The following is a 23,644-nucleotide window of genomic DNA, read 5'->3' on the forward strand; positions in this document are numbered from 1 at the left end:
CCTCCAGCCTCCCCGCGGACGAGGGCCGGCAGCAGTGCGAGGTGTCACCACTCCGTATGACAAATGTCAGACCCGGGCGGCCGCGTGGGCGAGTGGTGGGATGGGTGGATGGGTACGCACGAAAAAGCCCCCCGGCAACAGCCGGGGGGCTTGATACAAGAGCGGACGACGAGGCTCGAACTCGCGACCTCAACCTTGGCAAGGTTGCGCTCTACCAACTGAGCTACGTCCGCATTGCCTCCGACCAGCTTTCACCGGTCGGCGCGAGCACCAGCCTACCTGATCCAGAAGACTGGTCAGACCGGCGATGCAGAGCGGGTGACAGGAATTGCACACTGCGCCTTCCCCCTGGAAGGGGGATGTTCTGCTACTGAACTACACCCGCATGTACTCCGTGAGCTGGGCTTTTCGGGCCCCGCCCGTCGGCGTGCTCCAGACTCTAGCCGACCCGGAGGGGTGCAGCGCAAGTCGGTTCGTTCGAGGGGCGGGTGACCGGCCGTCGGCCAGGTGCTCACCGAGCCGGGTTCAGCGGCCCGGCGAGCACCTAGGGCCTGTCCGGACTCACTGCGCGTCGGCGAACGCCTCGTAGATCTTCTTGGGGATGCGGCCGCGGGCCGGCACCTCCATCTTGTTGGCCTGGGCCCAGGCGCGGACCGCCGACGGGTCGGGAGCGACCTCGGTCTGCTTGTAGGCCTTGCCGGACTTCGACCGCTTGCGGCCGGCGTCCACGTAGGGCGCGAGAGCCTTACGCAGTTTCTTGGCATTGGCTTCATTCAGGTCGATCTCGTACGACCTGCCATCGAGTCCGAAGGCGATCGTTTCCGCCGCTTCCGAGCCGTCGATGTCGTCAGAGAGAGTGACCACGACCTTCTGCGCCACGAATATCGGTCCCTTCGTGCGACAGCTCTGCGATGACGTCCCAAGACGTCACGGAGATGTCGACTGTTCGCCTGTTATGGGGCAAAGTATCGGCTATTACCAATTCATTTGTACAGTGCCCGGCATTGCAATGTGAAGCCCGACTAAATCTGCCCGCGTGTCCCGGGGCAATAGGGAACGCGGGTGCACCCCGGATCTTTCCCTGAAATTTCCGCGAAGGCACAGGTCCGATACCTGATCGTGATGGCGCTCACGTACTTTCCTACAACTCTACCCGCGTAGAAATTTTGTACGGGTAGTCTGAAGACACCGAAGACACCTGCTGGAAGTACTCCGCTTGGAAGCACTCCGGCAGGAGCCTGCTCAGCACCACACCACCGGGAGTGCCAGTGGCACGCGTCGTAGTCGACGTCATGCTCAAGCCGGAGATCCTCGACCCCCAGGGCCAGGCGGTGCAGCGCGCACTGCCGCGGCTGGGTTTCGAAGGCATCTCCGACGTACGTCAGGGAAAGCGATTCGAACTGGAAGTTGACGGACCCGTCGACGAGGCCGCCCTCGCCCGCATCCACGATCTTGCGGAATCCTTCCTCGCCAACACCGTGATCGAGGACTTCACCGTCAAGGTCGAGTCGGAAGAAGCAGTCGCGGGGGCCGCGAAGTGACCGCTCGTATTGGCGTCGTCACTTTTCCCGGCAGCCTCGACGACCGGGACACCCAGCGTGCGATCCGCCTCGCGGGCGCCGAACCCGTCGCTCTCTGGCACAAGGACAAGAACCTCCACCAGGTCGACGCCGTCGTCCTTCCCGGTGGTTTCTCCTACGGCGACTATCTGCGCGCCGGAGCCATCTCCCGCTTCTCGCCGGTCATGGAGACCGTCATCGAGCAGGCCAAGGCCGGCCTTCCGGTCCTCGGCATCTGCAACGGCTTCCAGATCCTCACCGAGGCCCATCTGCTGCCCGGCGGGATGCTCGGCAACGACCACCTCCACTTCATCTGCCGCGACCAGAAACTGCGGGTGGAGAACGCGGACACCGCTTGGACGGCCGACTACGAGGCGGGCCAGGAGATCCATATCCCGCTGAAGAACATGGACGGCCGGTACGTCGCCGACGAGTACACCCTCGACCAGCTCGAGGCCGAGGGCCGCGTCGCCTTCCGGTACGTCGACTTCAACCCGAACGGCTCGCTCCGCGACATCGCCGGCATCACCAACGAGGTCGGCAACGTCGTAGGCCTCATGCCGCACCCGGAGCACGCCGTCGAGCCGCTCGTCGGCTCCGGCCGCACCGACGGTCTGCCGTTCTTCACCTCGATCCTCAAGAAGCTGGTCAACGCATGAGCCGGACGCCTCTGGACACGGTCGAGCACGCGGCCGAGACCCCCGACGTCGAGCTGCCCTGGGCCGAACTCGGTCTGAAGAAGGACGAGTACGAGCGGGTCGTGGAGATCCTCGGCCGCCGCCCGACCGGCGCCGAGCTCGCCATGTACTCGGTCATGTGGTCCGAGCACTGCAGCTACAAGTCCTCCAAGGTCCACCTCCGCCAGTTCGGCGAGAAGGCCCCCCAGTCCGACGCGCTGCTCGTGGGCATCGGCGAGAACGCGGGCGTCGTGGACGTCGGCCAGGGCTACGCGGTCACCTTCAAGGTCGAGTCGCACAACCACCCCTCCTACGTCGAGCCCTACCAGGGCGCGGCCACGGGCGTCGGCGGCATCGTCCGCGACATCATCGCGATGGGCGCGCGCCCGGTCGCGGTCGTGGACCCGCTGCGCTTCGGCGCGGCCGACCACCCCGACACCAAGCGCGTCCTGCCGGGCGTCGTCGCCGGCATCGGCGGCTACGGCAACTGCCTGGGTCTGCCCAACATCGGCGGCGAGGTCGTCTTCGACGCCTGCTACCAGGGCAACCCGCTGGTCAACGCCGGCGCCATCGGCGTGATGCGGCACGAGGACATCCACCTCGCGAAGGCGTCCGGCGCGGGCAACAAGGTCATCCTGTACGGGGCTCGTACGGGTGGTGACGGCATCGGCGGCGCGTCCATCCTCGCCTCCGAGACCTTCGACGACGCCAAGCCGTCGAAGCGCCCGGCCGTGCAGGTCGGCGACCCCTTCCAGGAGAAGCTGCTCATCGAGTGCACCCTGGAGGCCTTCGCCGAGAAGCTGGTCGTCGGCATCCAGGACCTCGGCGCGGCGGGCCTGTCCTGCGCGACGTCCGAGCTCGCCTCCAACGGCTCCGGCGGCATGCGCGTGACGCTGGACGACGTCCCGCTGCGCGACTCCACGCTCTCGCCCGAGGAAATCCTCATGAGCGAGTCGCAGGAACGCATGTGCGCGGTCGTCGAGCCGGCGAAGGTCGACCGGTTCCTGGAGATCTGCGACAAGTGGGACGTCATCGCCACCGTCATCGGTGAGGTCACGGACGGCGACCGCCTGGAGATCTTCTGGCACGGCGGCAAGATCGTCGACGTCGACCCGCGGACCGTGGCCCACGACGGCCCGGTCTACGAGCGCCCCTACGCCCGCCCGGAGTGGCAGGACGCCCTCCAGGCGGACGACGCGAACAAGCTGCCCCGGCCGACGACCTCGGACGAGCTGAAGGACCAGGTCCTGAAGCTGGTGGCCTCGCCCAACCAGGCGTCGAAGAAGTGGATCACGTCCCAGTACGACCACTTCGTGCAGGGCAACACCGTCCTCGCCCAGCCCGAGGACTCCGGCATGATCCGGATCGACGAGGAGACCGGCCTCGGCGTCGCCATCGCGACCGACGGCAACGGCCGGTACGCCAAGCTCGACCCGTACGCGGGCGCGCAGCTGGCCCTCTCCGAGGCCTACCGGAACGTGGCCACGACCGGCGCCAAGCCGCTCGCCGTCTCCGACTGCCTGAACTTCGGCTCGCCCGAGGACCCGGCGGTGATGTGGCAGTTCGCGGAGGCCATCCGCGGCCTGGCCGACGCCTGCCAGCAGCTGGGCACCCCGGTGACCGGCGGCAACGTCTCCCTCTACAACCAGACGGGCGAGGTGGCCATCCACCCCACCCCGGTGGTGGCCGTGCTGGGCGTCATCGACGACGTCGCCCGCCGCACGCCGGTCGCCTTCCAGGAGGACGGGCAGCTGCTCTACCTCCTCGGCGACACGCGTGAGGAGCTCGGCGGCTCGGCCTGGTCCCAGGTCGTCCACGACCACCTGGGCGGACTGCCCCCGAAGGTCGACCTGGAGCGGGAGCGGCTGCTCGCCGAGATCCTGATCTCCGCCTCCCGCGACGGCATGATCGACTCCGCCCACGACCTGTCCGACGGCGGGCTGATCCAGGCGGTCGTCGAGTCGGCGCTGCTCGGCGGCAAGGGCGCGCGGCTGGTCGTACCGGACGGGCTCGACGCGTTCACCCTCCTCTTCTCCGAGTCGGCGGGGCGTGCCGTGGTGGCCGTCCCGCGCTCCGAGGAGCTCCGCTTCAACGACATGTGCGGGGCGCGCGGTCTGCCCGTCACCCGCATCGGTGTCGTCGACGGCGACACGGTCGAGCTCCAGGGCGAGTTCGAGCTGTCCCTCGAGGAACTGCGCAAGGCGCACGAGGAGACCATCCCGGCGCTGCTCGCATAGCCGGGATTCCCACCAGCAACACACCGAAGGCCCCGCCCGTCCGCCGGGCGGGGCCTTCGCGCGCCCCAAAGGGGCGCGCGGAATTGCGCGGCCGGCCACGACGGCGCCGCAGCGAAACGACGGCACATCGCGGCACTCCCAGCGGAGCGCTTACGCTCGGCTTCATGCCCCCGGCCAAGAAGCGCACGCGCGCGTACGACCCCGTCAAGACCCGCGCGGCCGTCCTCGCCCAGTTCGGGAACGTCCGCGCGGCAGTCGCCGGCCTCACGCCCGAGCAGTTGGCGCGGCCGACGCGGCTCGCGGGCTGGACCGTGCGGGACCTGGCCGCGCACGTGACCATGGCGGTGGAGACCGTCAGCCGCAACCTCGACCGGGACGAGCCCCCGAAGGCGGAACTCACGCTCCTGGACTGGCCGTTCGCCACCGCCGCCCGGGCCGCCGGCATCTCCGACGACACCCTGGACCTCGCGGCGGCCCACCCCGACCTGAACGCCCTCTACGCCCGCACCGGCGAGCGCATCGCCGCAGCGCTCGCCGCCGCTCCCGGCGACCGGATCCTCGCCGCCCGCACCGGCGCCATCACCCTCGCCGACTACCTCGTCACCCGCACCGTGGAACTCACCGTCCACACCGACGACCTCAACGCCGCCGTCCCCGGCCTGGACATCCCGCACGACCGTCAGGCGCTCGCCGCCGCCACCCGGCTGCTCGCCGACGCCCTCGCCGTCAAGGCGCCCGGCGGCGCGACCGAGGTGCGGATCCCGCCGTACGCCGTCGTGCAGTGCGTCGAGGGCCCCCGGCACACCCGCGGCACCCCGCCCAACGTCGTCGAGACCGATCCGCTGACCTGGATCCGGCTGGCCACCGGCCGGGTGACGTGGCAGGACGCCGTGGAGTCGGCGAAGGTCGGCGCGAGCGGGGAACGGGCCGACCTCGCGGCCCTGCTGCCCCTCATGTCCTGAAACCGACGCCGGGGCCGAGCCAGTGCGGAACCCGCGCCGAGCCCGCGCCGAGCCCGTGCGGAACCCGGGTGGAACCGACCAGCCCACCCGTCCCGTCCAACCGGCATGTACAGGCAGAGGCACAGCCCTACGCACACGTACAACGGCGCTACGCGCGCGTACACGCGGCGCATGTCACTGACCGCCGCCGCCCTGCTCCTCCCGCTGCTCCCGCTCGTCGCGGCCTGCGGCGCGGAGCAGACGGACGACGAGCGGCCCGGCAGCGGGTCGGTGAGCGCGGAGCAGCCCGTCACCGGCGTCCGGTGGAACGTCGACAGCGTCATCGTGGACGGCGCCACCCACCAGGCCCCGGACGGCGCGCATCTGAAGATCGCGGACGGCAAGGCGGCGGGCAGCTACGGCTGCAACAACTTCACCGCCAAGGCCGTCGTCGAGGGCGACAGCGTCACGTTCAGCGAGGCCAGGGCGACCAGGATGGCCTGTCAGGGCCAGCCGATGGTCTTCGAGCGCACCCTGTCCGCCGCCCTCACCGAAGGCGCCCTCACCACCGAGGTCAAGGACGGCACGCTGACGCTCGGCACGGCCGACGGCGACCAGATCCGGCTGACCAGGGCATGAGCTCCCGCCCTCCGCCGGTCCCCAAAGATGGGCGACAAGGTGTGCGACACCTCACTCGGATCCAGGGGACAGCCCGCGCGGTCACCACCGCAGCCCGACCGACCGACTACCGGGACCCCCTGTACCACGTCTGACCTGCAAAAATGAGTCGATCATGGATAACGTCGCCGACAAGTGATCCGGTTACCGGCAGGTATCCCCAATTCGGACCAGTGGTCGATCTCGCCTACACTCGGTGGCGTGCCACGTGGTGACGGTCGACTCAGTCATGATCTGCTCCCCGGCGAGAAAGGCCCCCAGGACGCTTGCGGCGTCTTCGGAGTCTGGGCTCCCGGTGAAGAGGTCGCCAAGCTCACTTACTTCGGGCTCTACGCCCTCCAGCATCGGGGTCAGGAATCCGCGGGAATCGCGGTCAGCAACGGCTCCCAGATCCTCGTCTTCAAGGACATGGGGCTCGTTTCCCAGGTCTTCGACGAGACCTCGCTCGGTTCGCTCCAGGGTCATATCGCGGTCGGACACGCCCGCTACTCGACCACCGGTGCCTCCACCTGGGAGAACGCCCAGCCGACGTTCCGTGCCACCGCGCACGGCTCGATCGCGCTCGGTCACAACGGCAACCTGGTCAACACGGCTCAGCTCGCCGAGATGGTCGCCGACCTGCCCAAGCAGGAGGGCCGCGTCCCGCGCGTCGCGGCGACCAACGACACCGACCTGCTCACCGCGCTGCTCGCGGCCCAGGTCGACCAGGACGGCAAGCCGCTGACCATCGAAGAGGCCGCCCACCAGATCCTTCCGCAGGTACGGGGCGCCTTCTCGCTCGTCTTCATGGACGAGCACACCCTCTACGCGGCCCGCGACCCGCAGGGCATCCGCCCGCTGGTCCTCGGCCGGCTGGAGCGCGGCTGGGTGGTCGCCTCCGAGTCCGCCGCCCTCGACATCTGCGGCGCGGCCTACGTCCGGGAGATAGAGCCGGGCGAGTTCATCGCCATCGACGAGAACGGCCTGCGCACCTCCCGATTCGCGGACGCGAAGCCGAAGGGCTGTGTCTTCGAGTATGTGTACCTGGCCCGCCCGGACACCGACATCGCCGGCCGGAACGTGTACCTCTCCCGGGTGGAGATGGGCCGCAAGCTCGCCAAGGAAGCCCCGGTCGACGCCGACCTGGTCATAGCGACTCCGGAGTCCGGCACCCCGGCCGCCATCGGCTACGCGGAGGCCTCCGGCATCCCCTTCGGCGCGGGTCTCGTGAAGAACGCGTACGTCGGCCGGACGTTCATCCAGCCCTCGCAGACGATCCGCCAGCTCGGCATCCGCCTGAAGCTGAACCCGCTGAAGGAAGTCATCAAGGGCAAGCGGCTGGTCGTCGTCGACGACTCGATCGTGCGCGGCAACACCCAGCGCGCCCTGGTCCGCATGCTCCGCGAGGCGGGCGCCGCCGAGGTCCACATCCGGATCTCCTCGCCGCCCGTGAAGTGGCCCTGCTTCTTCGGCATCGACTTCGCCACGCGCGCGGAGCTCATCGCCAACGGCATGACCATCGAGGAGATCGGCACCTCGCTCGGCGCCGACTCGCTGTCCTACATCTCCATCGACGGCATGATCGAGGCCACGACCATCGACAAGCCGAACCTCTGCCGCGCCTGCTTCGACGGCGAGTACCCGATGGAGCTCCCGGACCCCGAGCTGCTCGGCAAGCAGCTCCTGGAGACCGAGCTGGCGGCCGGTCCGGCAGCCACGGCCGCGGCCGACGCGATCCGTCGCCCGTAGGCAGCCCGTGCTGTGCTTTTTTTGAATACGTCTGCAGTACGACACGAAAGTTCTCACCGTCATGTCTGAGACAACTGGTGCCAGCTACGCAGCCGCGGGCGTCGACATCGAAGCGGGCGACCGCGCCGTGGAGCTGATGAAGGAGTGGGTGAAGAAGACGCAGCGCCCCGAGGTCCTCGGCGGCCTCGGCGGCTTCGCCGGCCTCTTCGACGCCTCCGCCCTCAAGCGCTACGAGCGCCCGCTCCTCGCCTCCGCCACGGACGGCGTGGGCACCAAGGTCGACATCGCGCGCCAGCTCGGCGTGTACGACACGATCGGCCATGACCTGGTCGCCATGGTGATGGACGACATCGTGGTGTGCGGCGCCGAACCGCTGTTCATGACCGACTACATCTGCGTCGGCAAGGTCCACCCCGAGCGGGTCGCCGCCATCGTCAAGGGCATCGCCGAGGGCTGTGTGCTCGCCGGCTGCGCCCTGGTCGGCGGCGAGACCGCGGAACACCCGGGCCTGCTCGGCGCGGACGACTTCGACGTCGCCGGCGCCGGTACGGGCGTCGTGGAGGCCGACCGGCTGCTCGGCCCGGATCGTATCCGCACGGGTGACACGGTGATCGCCATGGCGGCCTCCGGCCTTCACTCGAACGGGTACTCCCTGGTCCGGCACGTCCTGCTGAAGCAGGCGGGCCTCGCCCTGGAGGCGCGGATCGACGACCTCGGCCGCACGCTCGGCGAGGAGCTCCTGGAGCCCACCAAGATCTACTCGCTGGACTGTCTGGCGCTCACCCGCACCACGGACGTGCACGCCTTCTCGCACATCACCGGCGGCGGCCTCGCGGCCAACCTGGCCCGGGTGATCCCGGACGGGCTGCACGCGATCGTGGACCGCTCCACCTGGACCCCGGCCCCGATCTTCGACCTGGTCGGCAGGACCGGATCGGTCGAGCGCCTGGAGCTGGAGAAGACCCTGAACATGGGCGTCGGCATGATGGCGATCGTGCCCGAGGAGTCGACGGACGTGGCCCTGGCGACGCTGGCCGACCGAGGCCTGGAGGCCTGGGTCGCCGGCGAGATCACCGAGCGCGGCGAACACCCGACGGGCGCGGAGCTGGTCGGGGACTACGCGGTCTAGGACACACCGGAAAACCGGTCCTGGACACGGCCAGGACCGGGTAACCGGGCAGCAGCGGTCGACCGTGCAGGCAGCACAAGACCCGGTCGGTGACCGAAGTCACCGACCGGGTGGGTGCTCAGTACAAGGTCAAGCGCCGCGACGGTGTTGCGAGGAGTCCTCGCCGTCATCCTCGTCGTCGTCCCCGTACAGCTCGGCGTACCGTGCGTACGGGTCGTCGTCTTGCTCATCGTCATCGTCATCGTCCTCGAATGGCTCAGCATTCGGCGGAATATTTGATGGCGATGCGCCCAGCTCTTCGGCCAGGCGTGAGAGATCTGTCCCGCCGCTGTTGTACTTCAGCTGGCGGGCGACCTTCGCTTGCTTGGCCTTGGCCCGGCCGCGCCCCATGGCTCGACCCCCTCAACGACGGGGCTCGACGGCCCCAGGTTGACACGCGTTCATGATCCAGGACGGCCTCTCCATGGAGAGCCCGTCGTAGGGCTCCCACGGTACCTGAGCCCACGCCCGTACGGTACGTCGCCCGTACCACGCGCGTGTGCACAGCACCTTTCGAGCGCCCTGTCCTTGCTGGTCAGTGGCGATTTTAACCACTTATCGGCGGGCAACCCGCCGGGAAGAGTGAGAGTTCTCTCTAACTTTCCACCGGCCGGTACCGACGAAACCCCAGGACCGGGCGCTCGGAGCCCCGGACGGACCTCACCAGCCGCGCGCCTGGGCCGCCTCGTGCATCCGCTGTTCGGCGATCCGGTCGGCCGCCGCGGCCGGCGGAATCCCGTCAGCCTTCGCACGTGCGAAGATTCCGAGGGTGGTGTCGAAAATCTTCGCCGCCTTCGCCTTGCACCGCTCGAAGTCGAACCCGTGCAGCTCGTCGGCGACCTGGATGACCCCGCCGGCGTTCACCACGTAGTCCGGCGCGTAGAGGATCCCGCGATCGGCGAGGTCCTTCTCCACCCCCGGGTGGGCGAGCTGGTTGTTGGCCGCGCCGCACACGACCTTCGCCGTCAGCACCGGCACCGAGTCGTCGCTCAGCGCACCCCCGAGCGCACAGGGCGCGTAGACGTCGAGCCCGTCCACGCGGATCAGCGCCTCCGTGTCGGCGACCGCCGTCACACCCTCCGGGTAGCGGTCGAGGATCCGGCGCACGGCGTCCTCGCGCACGTCCGTGACGACGACCTCGGCGCCCTCGCCGCGCAGATGCCCCACCAGGTGGTGGCCGACCTTGCCGACGCCGGCGATGCCGACCCTGCGGCCCCGCAGCGACGGGTCGCCCCACAGGTACTGCGCCGAGGCCCGCATGCCCTGGTAGACGCCGAAGGCGGTCAGCACGGACGAGTCGCCGGCCCCGCCGTTCTCCGGGGAGCGGCCGGTCGTCCAGCGGCACTCGCGCGCCACGACGTCCATGTCGGCGACATAGGTGCCGACGTCGCAGGCGGTCACGTACCGCCCGCCGAGGGAGGCCACGAAACGGCCGTACGCGAGCAGCAGCTCCTCGGTCTTGATCACATCGGGATCGCCGATGATCACAGCCTTGCCGCCGCCGTGGTCCAGCCCGGCCATGGCGTTCTTGTACGACATCCCGCGCGCGAGGTTCAGGGCGTCGGCGACGGCCGCCGCCTCGGTCGCGTACGGGTAGAAGCGGGTACCGCCGAGGCCGGGGCCCAGAGCGGTGGAGTGGAGGGCGATGACGGCCTTGAGGCCGCTGGCGCGGTCCTGGCAGAGCACGACTTGCTCATGACCGCCCTGGTCCGAGTGGAACAGGGTGTGCAGTACATCAGCAGGTGCGCCGGATACGTCGGTCACTGTGGTGACTCCCGGGTAACTAGCGGCGGTCGGGACGCAGGCACCGTAAGGGTGGCGGGGCCTGTGGTCCGAGCGTAGACCCGCATGCCCCGCCGATCTCGCAGTGTTGCGGATCACCTTCTCCCGAAGTGCCGCCGTGGGACGATTCGCAGGGTTTCCCGGTCGGCGGAAGGGGGAGGGAGCAGGCGTGCCCAAGGTGTCCTCGTTGATCGTTCCGTACACGGTGTATCTGCGCGTGTACGAACCGCTGGCCGCCTTCCCCGAACCCGAGCGCACCCACTGGGCGCGCTACGCCGGCCGCCCCGAGCTGCCCTCCTACCAGGACGAGCTGCGCCGCTCGCTGGCCGACCTGCTGGCCACCCCGCCGGTCGCCGTACGGGTGCACGAGAGCGGCGACGCTTTCGTGGCGGACGTGGACGGCGTGCTCTGCGTCTGCCCCTGGCGGACCCGGCTGCGCGGCTGGCTGGCCCTGGCGGAGCTGGACGAGGAGCTGCCCCGGCCGGTGCTGGAGGCGGCGCTGCCCGAGGTCGTGCGGCTGGAGGCGGCCAAGGACCACGAGCGGTGGCTGGAGCGCAACCCCGACGCCCGGCCGTGGATCCGCACGGCGGTCTGGCAGGTGCCGCTCAACTGGTTCGTGCTGGTCTCCGACGAGGAGCGGGAGTACGAGAAGGGGACGGCGGAGCTGGCCCCCGTGCTGCGCTACCGCACACCGATGGTCCAGGCGCGCCGCCGGGTGGCCCGGTCGCTGCGCACGCTGCGCGACGCGACGGACGAGGGTCCGCTCATCGACGGCCTGGTGGACGTCGGCCGCTGGCTCGAGGAATTCCACCCGCGTTCGCTGGTGGAACTGGATTACGGCGGCCTGGTGCACCTGCTGCCGGCCGGTGATCTGGAGGACGACCACTCGGCGAAGGACGTGGCCGACGGCATCCAGGCGCTGCGCGTCGGGGACGGCGCGGCGGCGGGCGAGGCGTACGGGCGGCTGGTGGAGCGGTGGCGTTCGATCCGGGACCGGCGCTCGGCGAACTGATCAGCGCGCTGATCCTCGAACCGGTCCTTGAACCGATCCACGAACTTGTCTCATCTGTGAACCGGTCCGCGGACTCATCCGTGAACTGTTGTGTGGGTCCACCGCCGAGTTGATCTACCTTTGATCTGACGATGTAACAGATGTGACAGCGCTTACTTTAGTGACCTAGGTCACGGCCGTGGAGCGCTCGAACAGCGTACGGTCAACGGGACTTCACGGAACTGACGGGACGTAGGTCCACGTAGGTCCCGATCCGGGCTTATGTCGCAAGGGTGACGGACCGCACGTACAGGGCCCTTGCGCCGCTTGCCCCTCCTCGTGCCAAAATAGGACAAGGAGTCCGGGGAGGGCTCCTCCGCCTACTTATGCTCCACTGTGGGGGGAAAACTCAGCATTGCACGCTTTGGGGGGTCTGGTGACTCCTGATCGCCCCTGTGACTGATCGTCACAGTGGCGTGACTGTCCGCTATGGCATGGTCCATCGGCTTCCGTCGCCGATGAACACCTGGGGGGCAATTCCATCGGTTTGGCCGACGCGGCTGGACGGATGGTGTAGTTGTAGTGCCGAGGACAAGCCGTTCGTCCTATAACCGACTCGACTCGCGTCCGCCATTTCGGGCAACGCGGGTCAAGGTGCAGAATTTAGAGGAAAGAACCGAGAAGGTTCGGTTCTCCCGAGGAGGCCGCTCATGACCGCTCGCACCCCTGATGCTGAGCCGCTGCTGACCCCGGCTGAGGTCGCCACCATGTTCCGCGTCGACCCTAAGACGGTCACGCGGTGGGCGAAGGCCGGCAAGCTCACGTCGATTCGTACGCTCGGCGGACACCGCCGTTATCGCGAGGCTGAGGTCCGCGCACTGCTTGCGGGCATCCCGCAGCAGCGCAGCGAGGCCTGACAACTGAATAACCGGGCAACACGGCAGGTCCCCCAATCTGCACGGACGCCCGGAACCTGGCTACAAGCGACGTGGGTCCTGCCCCAACAGGCCCCTCGCCCACGGGAACGTCGTTGATCGCGCTGGACTCCGCCGAGTCCAGCGCGATCTTTTTTGTGCGCTTGAGTCGGTCTGAGGGGCCGTATCAGGTCGCTCTGTGAGCAAGCTTGTCGGAGTCTGGGGAGGCTCTGGGAGGGTTCCTGGGGGCATCCTCCGCAGTGGTGCAATTGCACATATAAAATTGACCAGTTGTAGGAGGCCGGTAAGAACCTGGGTTTTCAAAAGATATGCCGTGACACCCGTCACATGCCAGAGGTCTTGTCGCCGGTCACTCGCCTGCGCTAATAGGGGCACTGATGCTCCATCACCCCACGCGGGTACGGCCGTTGACGGCGATCACTCGGGCGAGGGGCCGTCGCCCTCCACGGTCCCCTCGGGGGTCTCTGTACCCGCTGGGGCGCCGTCCATCGCCAACCGCTGCAGGCGGATGCAGATCGGGCAGTGGCGGGTCAGATGCCGGTAGGGCGACGCGGCCGACAGATGCGCGCGGAGCAGCGCCCGCGTCTCGTGCCTGACCGATGCCGCCATACCCCACCTCCACCTGGGCTCCGCGAGGCGCGGGCCCTGAGTTCTGGAGTACCGGCGGAATGTGACGCCGTCAAGAGACGGGCGGGCAAGCGGCGGAGAAGCGGCCGACAAGCAGCGGGCAAGCAGAAGAGCCCGGATCCGAAGATCCGGGCTGCGGTCCTGACGGGATTTGCTGTACCCGATTGCGGCTGCGCCGCGGGCGCGGCCTCCACCTTGACAGGGCGGCGAGCGGAAGTCGGAGCTGGTCGCGACGCTCAGAAGGCCCGCTTCCCTGGCCGGGATGCGGGCCTTCCGTGTTCACTGCGGTCCTGACGGGATTTGAACCCGCGGCCTCCACCTTGACAGGGTGGCGAGCACTCCAAACTGCTCCACAGGACCTTGCTCTGCGGCACTTGATGTTGCGCTGTGCTGCGAGAAGGACTGTACAGGAGGGTGCGCCCGCTGGTCGAACTCACCCTCTGTACCGGTGCCGTTACGGCGCGGCCGCGTCGATCGCCTTCACGATCCGCTTGTCGGAGACCGGGTACGCCGTGCCCAGCGCGTGGGCGAAATAGCTGACCCGGAGCTCCTCGAGCATCCAGCGGATGTCCAGGACCTGCTGCGGAACCGGCCGGCCCGGCGGCAGTTGTTCCAGCAGCCACGCGTACTCGTCCTGCATCTCGTGGACCTTCTCCATGCGGCTGGTGTCCCGCTGCACGCCCGTCGGCATCTGCTGGAGCCGGCGGTCCGCGGCCACCAGGTAGCGCATCAGGTCGGGGAGGCGGCGGATCCCCGCCCAGGTCACGAAGCCGGGCTTCACCAGGGCGTCCAGCTGGCCGCGGACGTCCGTCAGGTTCGCGAGCAGCACGGGGCTGCGTACGCCCTTCAGGCGGCGCTCACAGGCCTGCCAGGCCGCCAGCACCTGCTGGACCGCCCCGACCGTCCGCACGGTCGTGTCGACGATCTCCGCGCGCACCTTGTCGTAGAGCTTCCGGTAGGACTCCTCGTCCCACGCCGGACCGCCGAAGTCGGCGATCAGCCGGTCCGCCGCCGCCATCGCGCAGTCGTCGAACAGAGCCTGGATCGAACCGTGCGGATTCGCGGACAGCGCGAGCTTCTGAGGGTTCGTCAACTTCTCGGATGCGAACTTTGCCGGGTTCACCGGGATGTTGCGCAGGATGAGCCGGCGCGTGCCCTTCCACATGGCCTCGGCCTGCTCCGCCTCCGTGTCGAAGAGGCGTACGGAGACCGTGTCGCCGTCGTCCACGAGCGCCGGGTACGCCTTCACCGGCTGGCCGGCGCGGCGGGTCTCGAAGACGCGGGTGAGCGTGCCGATCGTCCAGTCCGTCAGGCCCGAACGTTCCAGGGACTCGCCGCCCTGGCGCTCGGCGATGGCCGCGGCGGCCTGCGAGATGGCCTGTCTCGCCTTCGGCTTCAGCCGGAGCTTGAGGGCCTCCAGGTCCTTGTCCTCGGCGAGATTGCGGCGCCGCTCGTCCACGATCCGGAAAGTGATCTTCAGATGGTCGGGGAGCCGCGACCAGTCGAAGTCGTCGGCCTCGAACGGGACGCCGACCATTCGTTTCAGGTCGCGCGCCATGGCCGTCGTCAGCGGTTCCTGGAGCGGCACCGCCTGGTCCAGGAAGCGCTGCGCGAAGTTGGGCGCCGGCACGTAGTTGCGGCGGATCGGCTTCGGCAGGGAGCGGATCAGCTCCGTGACGACCTCCGCCCGCAGGCCCGGGATCTGCCAGTCGAAGCCCTCGTCCGTGACCTGGTTGAGGACCTGGAGCGGGATGTGGACGGTCACGCCGTCCGCGTCCGCGCCGGGCTCGAACTGGTACGTGACGCGGAACTTCAGCGGGCCCTGCCGCCAGGAGTCCGGGTAGTCGGCCTTCGTGACCGCCTCCGCCGACTCCCGGATGAGCATCTCCCGCTCGAAGTCGAGGAAGTCGGGCTGCTCGTGCCGCTTGTGCTTCCACCAGGAGTCGAAGTGCGCGCCGGACACCACGTGTTCGGGCACCCGCTGGTCGTAGAAGTCGAACAGCGTCTCGTCGTCGACGACGATGTCCCGGCGCCGGGCCCGGTTCTCCAGCTCCTCGACCTCGCTGAGCAGCCGGCGGTTGTCCGAGAAGAACTTGTGGTGCGTGCGCCAGTCGCCCTCGACCAGCGCGTTGCGGATGAACAGGGCGCGGGAGGTCTCCGGGTCGATCCGGCCGTAGTTGACCTTCCGCTGGGCGATGATCGGCACGCCGTAGAGCGTGACCTTCTCGTCTGCCATCACGGCGGCCTGGTCCTTCTCCCAGTGCGGCTCGCTGTACGTCCGCTTCAGGAGGTGCCCGGCGAGCGGCTCGACCCACTCCGGCTCGATCTTCGCGTTGACGCGCGCCCAGAGCCGGGAGGTCTCGACCAGCTCGGCGGACATCACGAAGCGCGGCTGCTTCTTGAAGAGGGAGGAGCCCGGGAAGATCGCGAACTTGGCGCTCCGCGCGCCCAGGTACTCGTTCTTGTTGCCGTCCTTCACATCCTTCATGCCGATGTGCGACAGCAGCCCGGCGAGGAGCGAGACATGCACACTCTGCTCGGGCGCGTCCTCCTCGTTCAGATGGATGCCCATCTGCTTGGCGACCGTGCGCAGCTGGGCGTAGATGTCCTGCCACTCGCGGATCCGCAGGAAGTTCAGGTACTCCTGCTTGCACATCCGGCGGAAGGACGACGAGCCGCGCTCCCGCTGCTGCTCGCGGATGTACCGCCACAGGTTGAGATACGCGAGGAAGTCGCTGGTCTCGTCCTTGAAGCGGGCGTGCTGCTGGTCGGCCTGCGTCTGCTTGTCGGCGGGGCGCTCGCGCGGGTCCTGGATGGACAGCGCGGCCGCTATGACCATGACCTCGCGTACGCAGCCGTTCTTGTCGGCCTCCAGGACCATCCGGGCCAGCCGCGGGTCCACGGGCAGCTGGGCCAGCTTGCGACCGGTCTGGGTGAGCCGCTTGCGGGGGTCCTTCTCGGTCGGGTCCAGCGCGTTCAGCTCCTGGAGCAGCTGCACGCCGTCGCGGATGTTGCGGTGGTCCGGGGGATCGATGAACGGGAACTTCTCGATCTCGCCGAGGCCGGCCGCGGTCATCTGCAGGATGACGCTCGCCAGGTTCGTCCGCAGGATCTCCGCGTCCGTGAACTCCGGGCGGGCGACGAAGTCGTCCTCGTCGTAGAGCCGGATGCAGATGCCGTCGCTGGTGCGGCCGCAGCGGCCCTTGCGCTGGTTGGCGCTGGCCTGCGAGATCGGTTCGATGGGCAGGCGCTGCACCTTGGTGCGGTGGCTGTAGCGGCTGATGCGGGCGAAGCCGGGGTCGATGACGTACTTGATGCCCGGGACGGTCAGGGAGGTCTCGGCCACGTTGGTCGCCAGAACGATCCTGCGACCCGTGTGCGCCTGGAACACCCGGTGCTGCTCGGCGTGCGAGAGCCGGGCATAGAGGGGCAGGACCTCGGTGAACCGGTACTTCTTCTTGTCCAGCGCGTCCGCCGTGTCGCGGATCTCCCGCTCGCCGGAGAGGAAGACCAGGATGTCGCCCGGCCCCTCGGCCATCAGCTCCTCGGCGGCATCGCAGATCGCGGTGATCTGGTCGCGGTCGGTGTCCTCGGAGTCCTCTTCGAGGAGCGGCCGGTAGCGGACCTCCACCGGGTACGTCCGCCCGCTGACCTCGACGATCGGCGCTTCGCCGAAGTGCCGGGAGAAACGCTCCGGGTCGATCGTGGCGGAGGTGATGACGACCTTGAGATCGGGGCGGCGCGGCAGCAGTTGGGCGAGGTAGCCCAGCAGGAAGTCGATGTTGAGGGACCGCTCGTGGGCCTCGTCGATGATGATCGTGTCGTAGGCGCGCAGCTCGCGGTCGGTCTGGATCTCCGCGAGGAGGATGCCGTCCGTCATCAGCTTCACGAAGGTGGCGTCCGGGTTCACCTGGTCGGTGAACCGCACCTTCCAGCCGACGGCCTCGCCGAGCGGCGTCCGCAGCTCCTCCGCGACCCGCTCGGCGACGGTGCGCGCGGCGATACGACGGGGCTGGGTGTGCCCGATCATGCCGCGGACGCCACGCCCCAGTTCGAGACAGATCTTGGGAATCTGGGTGGTCTTGCCGGACCCGGTCTCACCGGCGACGATGACGACCTGGTGATCACGGATGGCGGCCGCGATCTCGTCCTTCTTCTGGCTGACCGGGAGCTGCTCCGGGTACGAGACGACGGGCAGGCGGCCGCGGCGCAGCGTCATCCGCTCCTCGACCTGCGCGACCTCCGCCTCGATCTCGGCGAGGACGGCGGCGCGGGCCTCCGGCTTGCGGATCCTGCGCGCACCTTCGAGCCTGCGCCCGAGCCGGTGCGCGTCGCGCAGGGACAGCTCGGCCAGGCGTGGGGCGAGGGCGCCGAGGGCGGGGGTGCCCGGAGCAGAGGCGCCGGGGGCGGGGTGCGTAGACATACGCGATCCAGGATCTCATCCCGGCGAATTTCATGGCGAACCCTTTTGTCCGCCGGCTGCCCACGAGCGCAAAAAGGCCCCGATCCGAAGATCGGGGCCTTGGTGGTGGCTGGGGCCGGGGTCGAACCGGCGACCTATCGCTTTTCAGGCGATCGCTCGTACCAACTGAGCTACCCAGCCACGAGGTTTCACGTGAAACCTCAGCGGTCCTGACGGGATTTGAACCCGCGGCCTCCACCTTGACAGGGTGGCGAGCACTCCAAACTGCTCCACAGGACCTTGCTGTTGCGTACGACAGTGTCGCACACGGTGTTGCGTGCCCCCAACGGGATTCGAACCCGTGCTACCGCCTTGAAAGGGCGGCGTCCTAGGCCGCTAGACGATGAGGGCTATCGGCCCGCCTGGGCGCTTCGCAGCGCGTCGGGGACGTCATGAGCATATGGGATGGCGGGGGGTATCGCCAAAACGGTTTACGAGGCAGTCCCGGAAGGGGTTCGGGCGGGCGTCCCGGAGGGGCTGACGGGCGTGCCGGAGGGCGGGCCGGGGGAGGGGCTCGGGGTGGGAGTCGGGGTAGGGCTCGGGGACGGGGCGGCGCCCGGTTGGTTCTCCTTCGGGAGGTGGCGGCTGACCTCGGCCGTCGTCAGGCCGAGACCGCCGAGTTTGATCTCGTCCCAGGCCTGGAGTCGGTGCGTGTCGCTGTCGAAGTAGAGGATCGACGCCTCGATGGGGTCCGGGTACTTGCCCTCGACGGCGCGCAGACCGCTGCCGCCCGTCGAGCCCTCGACGCGCAGCCGGGTGCCCTTCTTCATGACCTGCATCTCCTCGTGGTGGAGATGACCGGCCAGGACGAGGGGCACCTCGCCGTCGGTGCCGCGGGCGGCGGAGGGCTCGTGGGCGACGGCCACGTCGACCGGGGTGCCGGCGGACCTCTGGGCGCGCAGCGCCTGGGCCAGGCGGGCGCCCGCCGCCTCCTGGGTCTCGGCCGCGCCGGGTTCGGTGGAGCGGTCGGGGGTGAACTGGGGGTCGCCGATGCCCGCGAAGCGCAGCCCGGCGACGGTGACCGCGCGGCCGTCGTCGAGGACGTGCACGTTCTTCATGCCCTCCAGGTAGCGCTGGGTGACGCGGGAGTCGTGGTTGCCCCTGACCCAGACGTACGGCGCGCCCAGGGTGGCGACCGGGTCCAGGAAGCCGTTCTCGGCGGCCGTCCCGTGGTCCATCGTGTCGCCGGAGTCGACGATCACGTCGACCTTGTACTGCTCGACGAGCGAGGCGATGATCTTCCAGCTCGCGGGGTTCAGATGGATGTCGGAGACATGCAGGACGCGGACGGTCGTCGGGTCCGGCTGGTAGGTGGGGAGGGTGGAGGTGGCGTCGTAGAGCTTGGTCACGTTGGTGACCAGGCGGGCGAGTTCCTGCTGGTAGACGTCGAACTCGGTGACGATGCTGCGTGCGTTGCCCACCAGGGAGGGCGCCGAGGACAGCAGGCCGGAGAACCGCGGTTCCAGCACCGAGTTGGGGTTCCAGGTGGCGTACGCGGTCGCGCCCGAGGCGGTCAGCAGGGCGAGGGCGAGGCCGCCGGCGGCGAGGGCGCGGCGGGGGCGGCGGTAGACGGCGAGGCCGAGGGCGGTGGCGCCGGAGACGACGGCGACGCAGGAGCGCAGCGCGAGGTCGAGGGTGCCGTGCTCGACGTCGCGGGCGACCTCGTCCTGGAGGCCGGAGAGGCGCTCGGGGTGGTTGACGAGGGCCTCGGCGCGGACCGGGTCGAGCTGGTCGACGTTCACGTCGAGGCGGACCGGGGCGATGTGGCTGTCCAGGGTGAGCGCGCCGAGCGGGGAGACGTTGATCTTCGTGCCGCCGGTGACGGAGGGGCGCAGGGTCATCGTCGTGTCCATGGGGCCGACGGAGACCCGGACGTTCCCGACGACCAGCAGGCCGAGCCAGGCGCCGGCGAGGACCACGGCGGTCAGGCCGAGGGCGCGCACCCAGGGGTTGGGCCGGGCGGCGAGTTCGGGGGTGGTGTGTCGGCGGGTGGAGCGAGGGATGGAGCGGTGGGTGGAGCGAGGGATGGAGTGCCTGAGGCGCTCCAGGACTGCGGCGGGGACGCGGGCGCGGGCCATTGGTGCCGTATGCCCCGGTGTGCGTGCGGGTATGCGGACGGTTCACACCTTCACGCGGGGGCGTCGTACCCGACAATGGGCCTGTGCTGGAGATGACGCGCGAGGAGTTCGAGGAACTGGTCGCCGAGGCGCTGGACCGGATTCCGCCGGAGCTGACGCGGCTGATGGACAACGTCGCGGTGTTCGTCGAGGACGAGCCGCCGGCGGACGATCCCGAGCTGCTCGGGCTCTACGAGGGGACCCCGCTGACGGATCGCGGCGAGTGGTACGCGGGGGTGCTGCCGGACCGGATCACGATCTACCGGGGGCCGACGCTGCGGATGTGCGCGTCCCGGGAGGAAGTGGTCGCCGAGACGGAGGTCACGGTGGTGCACGAGATCGCCCATCACTTCGGCATCGACGACGCGCGGCTGCACGCCCTCGGCTACGGCTGAGCCGACGGGCGGCGCCGCGGCAGGGGGCGCGTGTTGGCGCGTGCCCCCGCGCGTGTCTTCTTGCGGGCGGCGGGAGTTGGACACGTCGACTCCTTGCGTCTGCCCCGGAGGTGGCCCCGTGCGCCCCTTGTACGTACCCGTTCGTCTGGCCGTGACGGCTCTGGCCGTCGCCGCTGCCGCCGGCTGTATGAGCGTGGGGGACGGAGAGGGCGGCCGGGCCAAACCCTCGCACTCGGCGGGCCGGCACGCCGGTGAGGCGCCGGAGGGGGGTTCGGCGGGCGCCGGCGGCGGGTCCGGGATGGACGCGGCGGGCGGGGACGGCAAGCGCGGACACGGCAAGGGCGGCAAGGGCAGGGCCAGCGCGTCGGCGTCCGGCTCGGCCTCGCCCTCGGCGGGCCGGAGCGCGCCGGCCTCGCCGGGGGTCGTGCAGCCCGGGCGGAGCGATCAGCCGGGGGCGCCGACGCCGACCAGGGCGCAGCCGTCCGCGCCGGCGCATTCACCGGACCCGGAGCCGCCCGAGCCCACGCCCGAGCCGCCGTCGGTCACTCCGGAGCCGCCGGTCGCCGAGCCGTCGTCCTCGGCGCATGAGTCGGGCGGGGGTTCGGGTGGGGGGACGGTGCCCCAGCTGGCGGAGCGGGAGCCGGCTCCCGAGGCCGGTTCGCCGGCCTTCTAGACGGCGGGCGGATGGCCGCTGAGCTGCGGTGATGGGGCTCGGTTTGCCTTCGGTGGCCAGGGTGCGTATCTTGGTAGATCGTTTGATCCCATTTGCCCGGCGCCACCGCAGAGCGCGCCGTGTGGCGCGTTCTCTCCCTTACCGTGGCTGACCGCATAGAGGCGGTCGTAGTGCAATGCGAACACGGAGTTGACGGGCGCGTGCCGAAGAGACTCCGGAAGGTTTCGCATCAGCATGTCCATTTCCAGTACTGATCACGCCGTCGTGCCCGAGAACAACGACGAGGCGATCGAGCTCGTGCAGAACGACGAGACCGTCGAGGTGATCGAGGTCGTCGAGGCCGAGTCCGCCGAGGCCGCCGAGCCGACCGTGACGTTCGCCGACCTCGGGCTGCCCGAGGGCGTGGTGCGCAAGCTCACGCAGAACGGCGTGACCTCCCCCTTCCCGATCCAGGCGGCGACCATCCCGGACGCCCTGGCCGGCAAGGACATCCTCGGCCGTGGCCGCACCGGCTCCGGCAAGACCCTCTCCTTCGGTCTGCCGACCCTGACCCGGCTCTCCGGCGGCCACACCGAGAAGAAGAAGCCCCGCGCGGTCATCCTGACCCCGACCCGTGAGCTCGCGATGCAGGTCGCGGACGCCCTTCAGCCGTACGGCGACGTGCTCGGCCTGAAGATCAAGGTCGTCTGCGGCGGTACGTCCATGAGCAACCAGATGTACGCCCTGGAGCGCGGTGTCGACGTCCTCGTCGCCACCCCGGGCCGACTGCGCGACATCATCAACCGCGGCGCCTGCTCCCTGGAGAACGTCGAGGTCGCCGTCCTCGACGAGGCCGACCAGATGTCCGACCTGGGCTTCCTGCCCGAGGTCACCGAGCTGCTCGACCAGGTCCCCGAGGGCGGCCAGCGCATGCTCTTCTCCGCCACCATGGAGAACGAGATCGGCACGCTGGTCAAGCGTTACCTGAAGAACCCGGTCAGCCACGAGGTCGACAGCGCCCAGGGCAACGTCACGACCATGACGCACCACGTCCTCGTCGTGAAGCCGAAGGACAAGGCGCCGGTCACGGCCGCCATCGCCGCCCGCAAGGGCCGCACGATCATCTTCGTCCGCACCCAGCTGGGCGCCGACCGCATCGCCGAGCAGCTCGTCGAGGCCGGCGTGAAGGCCGACGCGCTGCACGGCGGCATGACGCAGGGCGCCCGTACCCGCGTGCTCGCCGACTTCAAGGACGGCTACGTCAACGCGCTGGTCGCCACCGACGTCGCCGCCCGCGGCATCCACGTCGACGGCATCGACCTGGTCCTGAACGTGGACCCGGCCGGCGACCACAAGGACTACCTGCACCGCTCGGGCCGTACCGCCCGCGCCGGTCGCTCGGGCGTCGTGGTCTCCCTGGCGCTGCCGCACCAGCGCCGCCAGATCTTCCGTCTGATGGAGGACGCGGGCGTCGACGCCTCGCGTCACATCGTGGGCGGCGCGGGCGTGTTCGAGCCGGAGGTCGCCGAGATCACCGGTGCGCGTTCGCTGACCGAGGTCCAGGCCGACTCCGCGAACAACGCCGCCAAGCAGGCCGAGCGTGAGGTCGCCGACCTCACCAAGCAGCTGGAGCGTCTGACGCGCCGCGCCACCGAGCTGCGCGAGGAGGCCGACCGTCTGGTCGCCCGTTCCGCGCGCGAGCGGGGCGAGGACCCGGAGGCCGCGGTCGCCGAGGTGACGGAGGCCGCTGTGGCCGAGGTCGCGGAGGCCGTGGTGGCGTCCGAGCCGGTGGTCCAGGAGCGCCGCGAGGAGCGCCCGGCGTACCGCGACGAGCGGGGCAACTACGAGCGCCGTGACCGTGGCGGCGACCGCGGGGACCGCGGCGACCGTGGCGGCTTCCGCCGCGACGACCGTCGGGACGACCGCGGTGGCCGTTCCTTCGAGCGTCGTGACAACGACCGTCCGTCGTCCGGTGGCTTCCGCCGTGACAACGACCGTCCGTCGGGCGGTTTCCGCCGTGACAACGACCGTCCCTCCGGCGGTTTCCGTCGTGACGACCGTCCGTCGGGTGGCTTCAACCGCGACGACCGCGGTGGCCGTTCCTTCGAGCGTCGTGACAACGACCGTCCGTCGTCCGGTGGCTTCCGCCGCGACAACGACCGTCGGGACAACGACCGCGGCGGCTTCCGTCGTGACGACCGCCCCTCGGGTGGCTTCAACCGCGACGACCGTGGCGGCCGTTCCTTCGAGCGTCGTGACAACGACCGTCCGTCCTCCGGCGGCTTCCGCCGCGACGACCGCCCGTCCGGCGGCCACCGCGGCAGCGACCGTCCGTTCAACCGCGACCGCCGCGACGACCGCCCCGCGGGCGGCTTCCGCTCGGGTGGCGGCGACCGCCCGTACGGCCGTCGTGACGACCACCGCGGCGGCGACCACCGCGGCACCGGCTCCACCGGCGGCTCCTCCTTCGGCCGCCGCGACGACAAGCCCCGCTGGAAGCGCAACGGCTGACGTCTCCCGCTGACAGCCCCGAGGGCCCGCACGATTCCGGTCGTGCGGGCCCTCGGGCGTTTCAACCGAGCTCTTCCGCGCTTCGGTTGACGGCTTTTCACTACGGCTGACCGTGTGACGCTTGTTAGCATCCTTTGGCTCTGACTTCGACTTTTACTTTGACCTTGCGTGGACGCTTGGCGGT

At 69.6% G+C, this 23,644-nt stretch carries 18 protein-coding genes and 6 tRNA genes; 12 read left to right on the forward strand and 12 right to left on the reverse strand.

Annotation, left to right across the window (positions count from 1 at the left end; all coding sequences use genetic code 11):
• Window positions 1-160 precede the first annotated feature (160 nt).
• The 3 genes from ACWCPF_RS33230 to ACWCPF_RS33240 all read right to left on the reverse strand — a co-directional run bounded on the left by ACWCPF_RS33230 (window position 161) and on the right by ACWCPF_RS33240 (window position 879).
• Window positions 161-233, reverse strand: a tRNA-Gly gene (locus ACWCPF_RS33230).
• Window positions 234-313: 80 nt separating this feature from the next.
• Window positions 314-385: transfer RNA gene (locus ACWCPF_RS33235), tRNA-Gly, on the reverse strand.
• A 176-nt stretch (window positions 386-561) separates the two neighbouring features.
• Entirely contained in the window at window positions 562-879 is a 318-nt protein-coding gene (locus tag ACWCPF_RS33240; RefSeq protein WP_451048812.1) for a histone-like nucleoid-structuring protein Lsr2, read from the reverse strand.
• A gap of 389 nt (window positions 880-1,268) precedes the next feature.
• Here ACWCPF_RS33240 and purS point away from each other — a divergent pair, with 389 nt between their 5' ends.
• The 7 genes from purS to purM all read left to right on the forward strand — a co-directional run bounded on the left by purS (window position 1,269) and on the right by purM (window position 8,949).
• Window positions 1,269-1,541: a phosphoribosylformylglycinamidine synthase subunit PurS gene (gene purS / locus ACWCPF_RS33245; protein ID WP_020131278.1), complete on the forward strand. Its 273-nt coding sequence runs from the start codon at window positions 1,269-1,271 to the stop codon at window positions 1,539-1,541.
• The gene (gene purQ, locus ACWCPF_RS33250) at window positions 1,538-2,218 is read left to right on the forward strand and encodes a phosphoribosylformylglycinamidine synthase subunit PurQ (RefSeq protein WP_451048813.1); all 681 of its coding nucleotides are present in this window, start codon (window positions 1,538-1,540) and stop codon (window positions 2,216-2,218) included. Before purS ends, purQ begins: the two co-directional genes overlap by 4 nt.
• Complete coding sequence (gene purL, locus ACWCPF_RS33255) at window positions 2,215-4,473, forward strand: phosphoribosylformylglycinamidine synthase subunit PurL (RefSeq protein WP_451048814.1); 2,259 nt, start codon at window positions 2,215-2,217, stop codon at window positions 4,471-4,473. Before purQ ends, purL begins: the two co-directional genes overlap by 4 nt.
• A 164-nt stretch (window positions 4,474-4,637) precedes the next feature.
• Window positions 4,638-5,435 (forward strand): sterol carrier family protein, encoded by a 798-nt coding sequence (locus ACWCPF_RS33260; protein ID WP_451048815.1) that lies wholly within the window; start codon window positions 4,638-4,640, stop codon window positions 5,433-5,435.
• A 171-nt stretch (window positions 5,436-5,606) separates the two neighbouring features.
• Window positions 5,607-6,053 (forward strand): META domain-containing protein, encoded by a 447-nt coding sequence (locus ACWCPF_RS33265; RefSeq protein WP_451048816.1) that lies wholly within the window; start codon window positions 5,607-5,609, stop codon window positions 6,051-6,053.
• 240 nt (window positions 6,054-6,293) lie between these two features.
• Entirely contained in the window at window positions 6,294-7,820 is a 1,527-nt protein-coding gene (purF, locus tag ACWCPF_RS33270; protein WP_451048817.1) for an amidophosphoribosyltransferase, read from the forward strand.
• A gap of 61 nt (window positions 7,821-7,881) precedes the next feature.
• Window positions 7,882-8,949, forward strand: coding sequence for a phosphoribosylformylglycinamidine cyclo-ligase (gene purM / locus ACWCPF_RS33275; RefSeq protein WP_451048818.1), 1,068 nt, complete (start codon window positions 7,882-7,884; stop codon window positions 8,947-8,949).
• Between the two features lie 129 nt (window positions 8,950-9,078).
• Here the strand turns inward: purM and ACWCPF_RS33280 are convergent, their stop codons facing one another.
• Both ACWCPF_RS33280 and ACWCPF_RS33285 read right to left on the reverse strand, forming a co-directional pair.
• Entirely contained in the window at window positions 9,079-9,339 is a 261-nt protein-coding gene (locus tag ACWCPF_RS33280; RefSeq protein WP_307164157.1) for a DUF3073 domain-containing protein, read from the reverse strand.
• A 309-nt stretch (window positions 9,340-9,648) separates the two neighbouring features.
• A complete protein-coding gene (locus tag ACWCPF_RS33285) occupies window positions 9,649-10,752 on the reverse strand; it encodes a Leu/Phe/Val dehydrogenase (RefSeq protein WP_451048819.1) in 1,104 nt (367 codons plus the stop codon).
• Between the two features lie 187 nt (window positions 10,753-10,939).
• Here ACWCPF_RS33285 and ACWCPF_RS33290 point away from each other — a divergent pair, with 187 nt between their 5' ends.
• Both ACWCPF_RS33290 and bldC read left to right on the forward strand, forming a co-directional pair.
• On the forward strand, window positions 10,940-11,782 hold the full coding sequence (locus ACWCPF_RS33290; RefSeq protein ID WP_451048820.1) for a hypothetical protein: 843 nt from the start codon (window positions 10,940-10,942) through the stop codon (window positions 11,780-11,782).
• 689 nt (window positions 11,783-12,471) lie between these two features.
• Window positions 12,472-12,678 (forward strand): developmental transcriptional regulator BldC, encoded by a 207-nt coding sequence (bldC, locus tag ACWCPF_RS33295; protein ID WP_003949541.1) that lies wholly within the window; start codon window positions 12,472-12,474, stop codon window positions 12,676-12,678.
• 435 nt (window positions 12,679-13,113) lie between these two features.
• Here the strand turns inward: bldC and ACWCPF_RS33300 are convergent, their stop codons facing one another.
• The 7 genes from ACWCPF_RS33300 to ACWCPF_RS33330 all read right to left on the reverse strand — a co-directional run bounded on the left by ACWCPF_RS33300 (window position 13,114) and on the right by ACWCPF_RS33330 (window position 19,863).
• Window positions 13,114-13,305: a DUF6274 family protein gene (locus ACWCPF_RS33300; RefSeq protein WP_451048821.1), complete on the reverse strand. Its 192-nt coding sequence runs from the start codon at window positions 13,303-13,305 to the stop codon at window positions 13,114-13,116.
• A 303-nt stretch (window positions 13,306-13,608) separates the two neighbouring features.
• Window positions 13,609-13,683, reverse strand: a tRNA-Asp gene (locus ACWCPF_RS33305).
• 94 nt (window positions 13,684-13,777) lie between these two features.
• A complete protein-coding gene (hrpA, locus tag ACWCPF_RS33310; RefSeq protein ID WP_451048822.1) occupies window positions 13,778-17,746 on the reverse strand; it encodes an ATP-dependent RNA helicase HrpA in 3,969 nt (1,322 codons plus the stop codon).
• 103 nt (window positions 17,747-17,849) lie between these two features.
• Window positions 17,850-17,926: transfer RNA gene (locus ACWCPF_RS33315), tRNA-Phe, on the reverse strand.
• A gap of 24 nt (window positions 17,927-17,950) precedes the next feature.
• Window positions 17,951-18,025: transfer RNA gene (locus ACWCPF_RS33320), tRNA-Asp, on the reverse strand.
• Window positions 18,026-18,063: 38 nt separating this feature from the next.
• A tRNA-Glu gene (locus tag ACWCPF_RS33325) sits at window positions 18,064-18,136 on the reverse strand.
• A gap of 80 nt (window positions 18,137-18,216) precedes the next feature.
• A complete protein-coding gene (locus tag ACWCPF_RS33330; RefSeq protein ID WP_451048823.1) occupies window positions 18,217-19,863 on the reverse strand; it encodes a metallophosphoesterase family protein in 1,647 nt (548 codons plus the stop codon).
• An 83-nt stretch (window positions 19,864-19,946) separates the two neighbouring features.
• Here ACWCPF_RS33330 and ACWCPF_RS33335 point away from each other — a divergent pair, with 83 nt between their 5' ends.
• The 3 genes from ACWCPF_RS33335 to ACWCPF_RS33345 all read left to right on the forward strand — a co-directional run bounded on the left by ACWCPF_RS33335 (window position 19,947) and on the right by ACWCPF_RS33345 (window position 23,460).
• Window positions 19,947-20,297 carry a metallopeptidase family protein gene (locus tag ACWCPF_RS33335; RefSeq protein ID WP_109004752.1) on the forward strand — a complete coding sequence of 117 codons (351 nt, stop codon included), beginning with the start codon at window positions 19,947-19,949 and terminating at the stop codon, window positions 20,295-20,297.
• Window positions 20,298-20,415: 118 nt separating this feature from the next.
• On the forward strand, window positions 20,416-20,970 hold the full coding sequence (locus tag ACWCPF_RS33340; protein ID WP_451048824.1) for a hypothetical protein: 555 nt from the start codon (window positions 20,416-20,418) through the stop codon (window positions 20,968-20,970).
• Window positions 20,971-21,204: 234 nt separating this feature from the next.
• The gene (locus tag ACWCPF_RS33345) at window positions 21,205-23,460 is read left to right on the forward strand and encodes a DEAD/DEAH box helicase (protein ID WP_451048825.1); all 2,256 of its coding nucleotides are present in this window, start codon (window positions 21,205-21,207) and stop codon (window positions 23,458-23,460) included.
• Window positions 23,461-23,644: the final 184 nt, after the last annotated feature.

It is taken from the genome of Streptomyces sp. NPDC001858, from assembly GCF_053594615.1.

Bases quoted from the DNA above. Each gene is read 5' to 3' on its own strand.
- purL (WP_451048814.1), top strand. From the start codon at position 2,215: ATGAGCCGGACGCCTCTGGACACGGTCGAGCACGCGGCCGAGACCCCC.
- ACWCPF_RS33260 (WP_451048815.1), top strand. From the start codon at position 4,638: ATGCCCCCGGCCAAGAAGCGCACGCGCGCGTACGACCCCGTCAAGACC.
- ACWCPF_RS33265 (WP_451048816.1), top strand. From the start codon at position 5,607: ATGTCACTGACCGCCGCCGCCCTGCTCCTCCCGCTGCTCCCGCTCGTC.
- purM (WP_451048818.1), top strand. From the start codon at position 7,882: ATGTCTGAGACAACTGGTGCCAGCTACGCAGCCGCGGGCGTCGACATC.
- ACWCPF_RS33280 (WP_307164157.1), bottom strand. From the start codon at position 9,339: ATGGGGCGCGGCCGGGCCAAGGCCAAGCAAGCGAAGGTCGCCCGCCAG.
- bldC (WP_003949541.1), top strand. From the start codon at position 12,472: ATGACCGCTCGCACCCCTGATGCTGAGCCGCTGCTGACCCCGGCTGAG.
- ACWCPF_RS33300 (WP_451048821.1), bottom strand. From the start codon at position 13,305: ATGGCGGCATCGGTCAGGCACGAGACGCGGGCGCTGCTCCGCGCGCAT.
- hrpA (WP_451048822.1), bottom strand. From the start codon at position 17,746: ATGTCTACGCACCCCGCCCCCGGCGCCTCTGCTCCGGGCACCCCCGCC.
- ACWCPF_RS33330 (WP_451048823.1), bottom strand. From the start codon at position 19,863: ATGGCCCGCGCCCGCGTCCCCGCCGCAGTCCTGGAGCGCCTCAGGCAC.
- ACWCPF_RS33345 (WP_451048825.1), top strand. From the start codon at position 21,205: ATGTCCATTTCCAGTACTGATCACGCCGTCGTGCCCGAGAACAACGAC.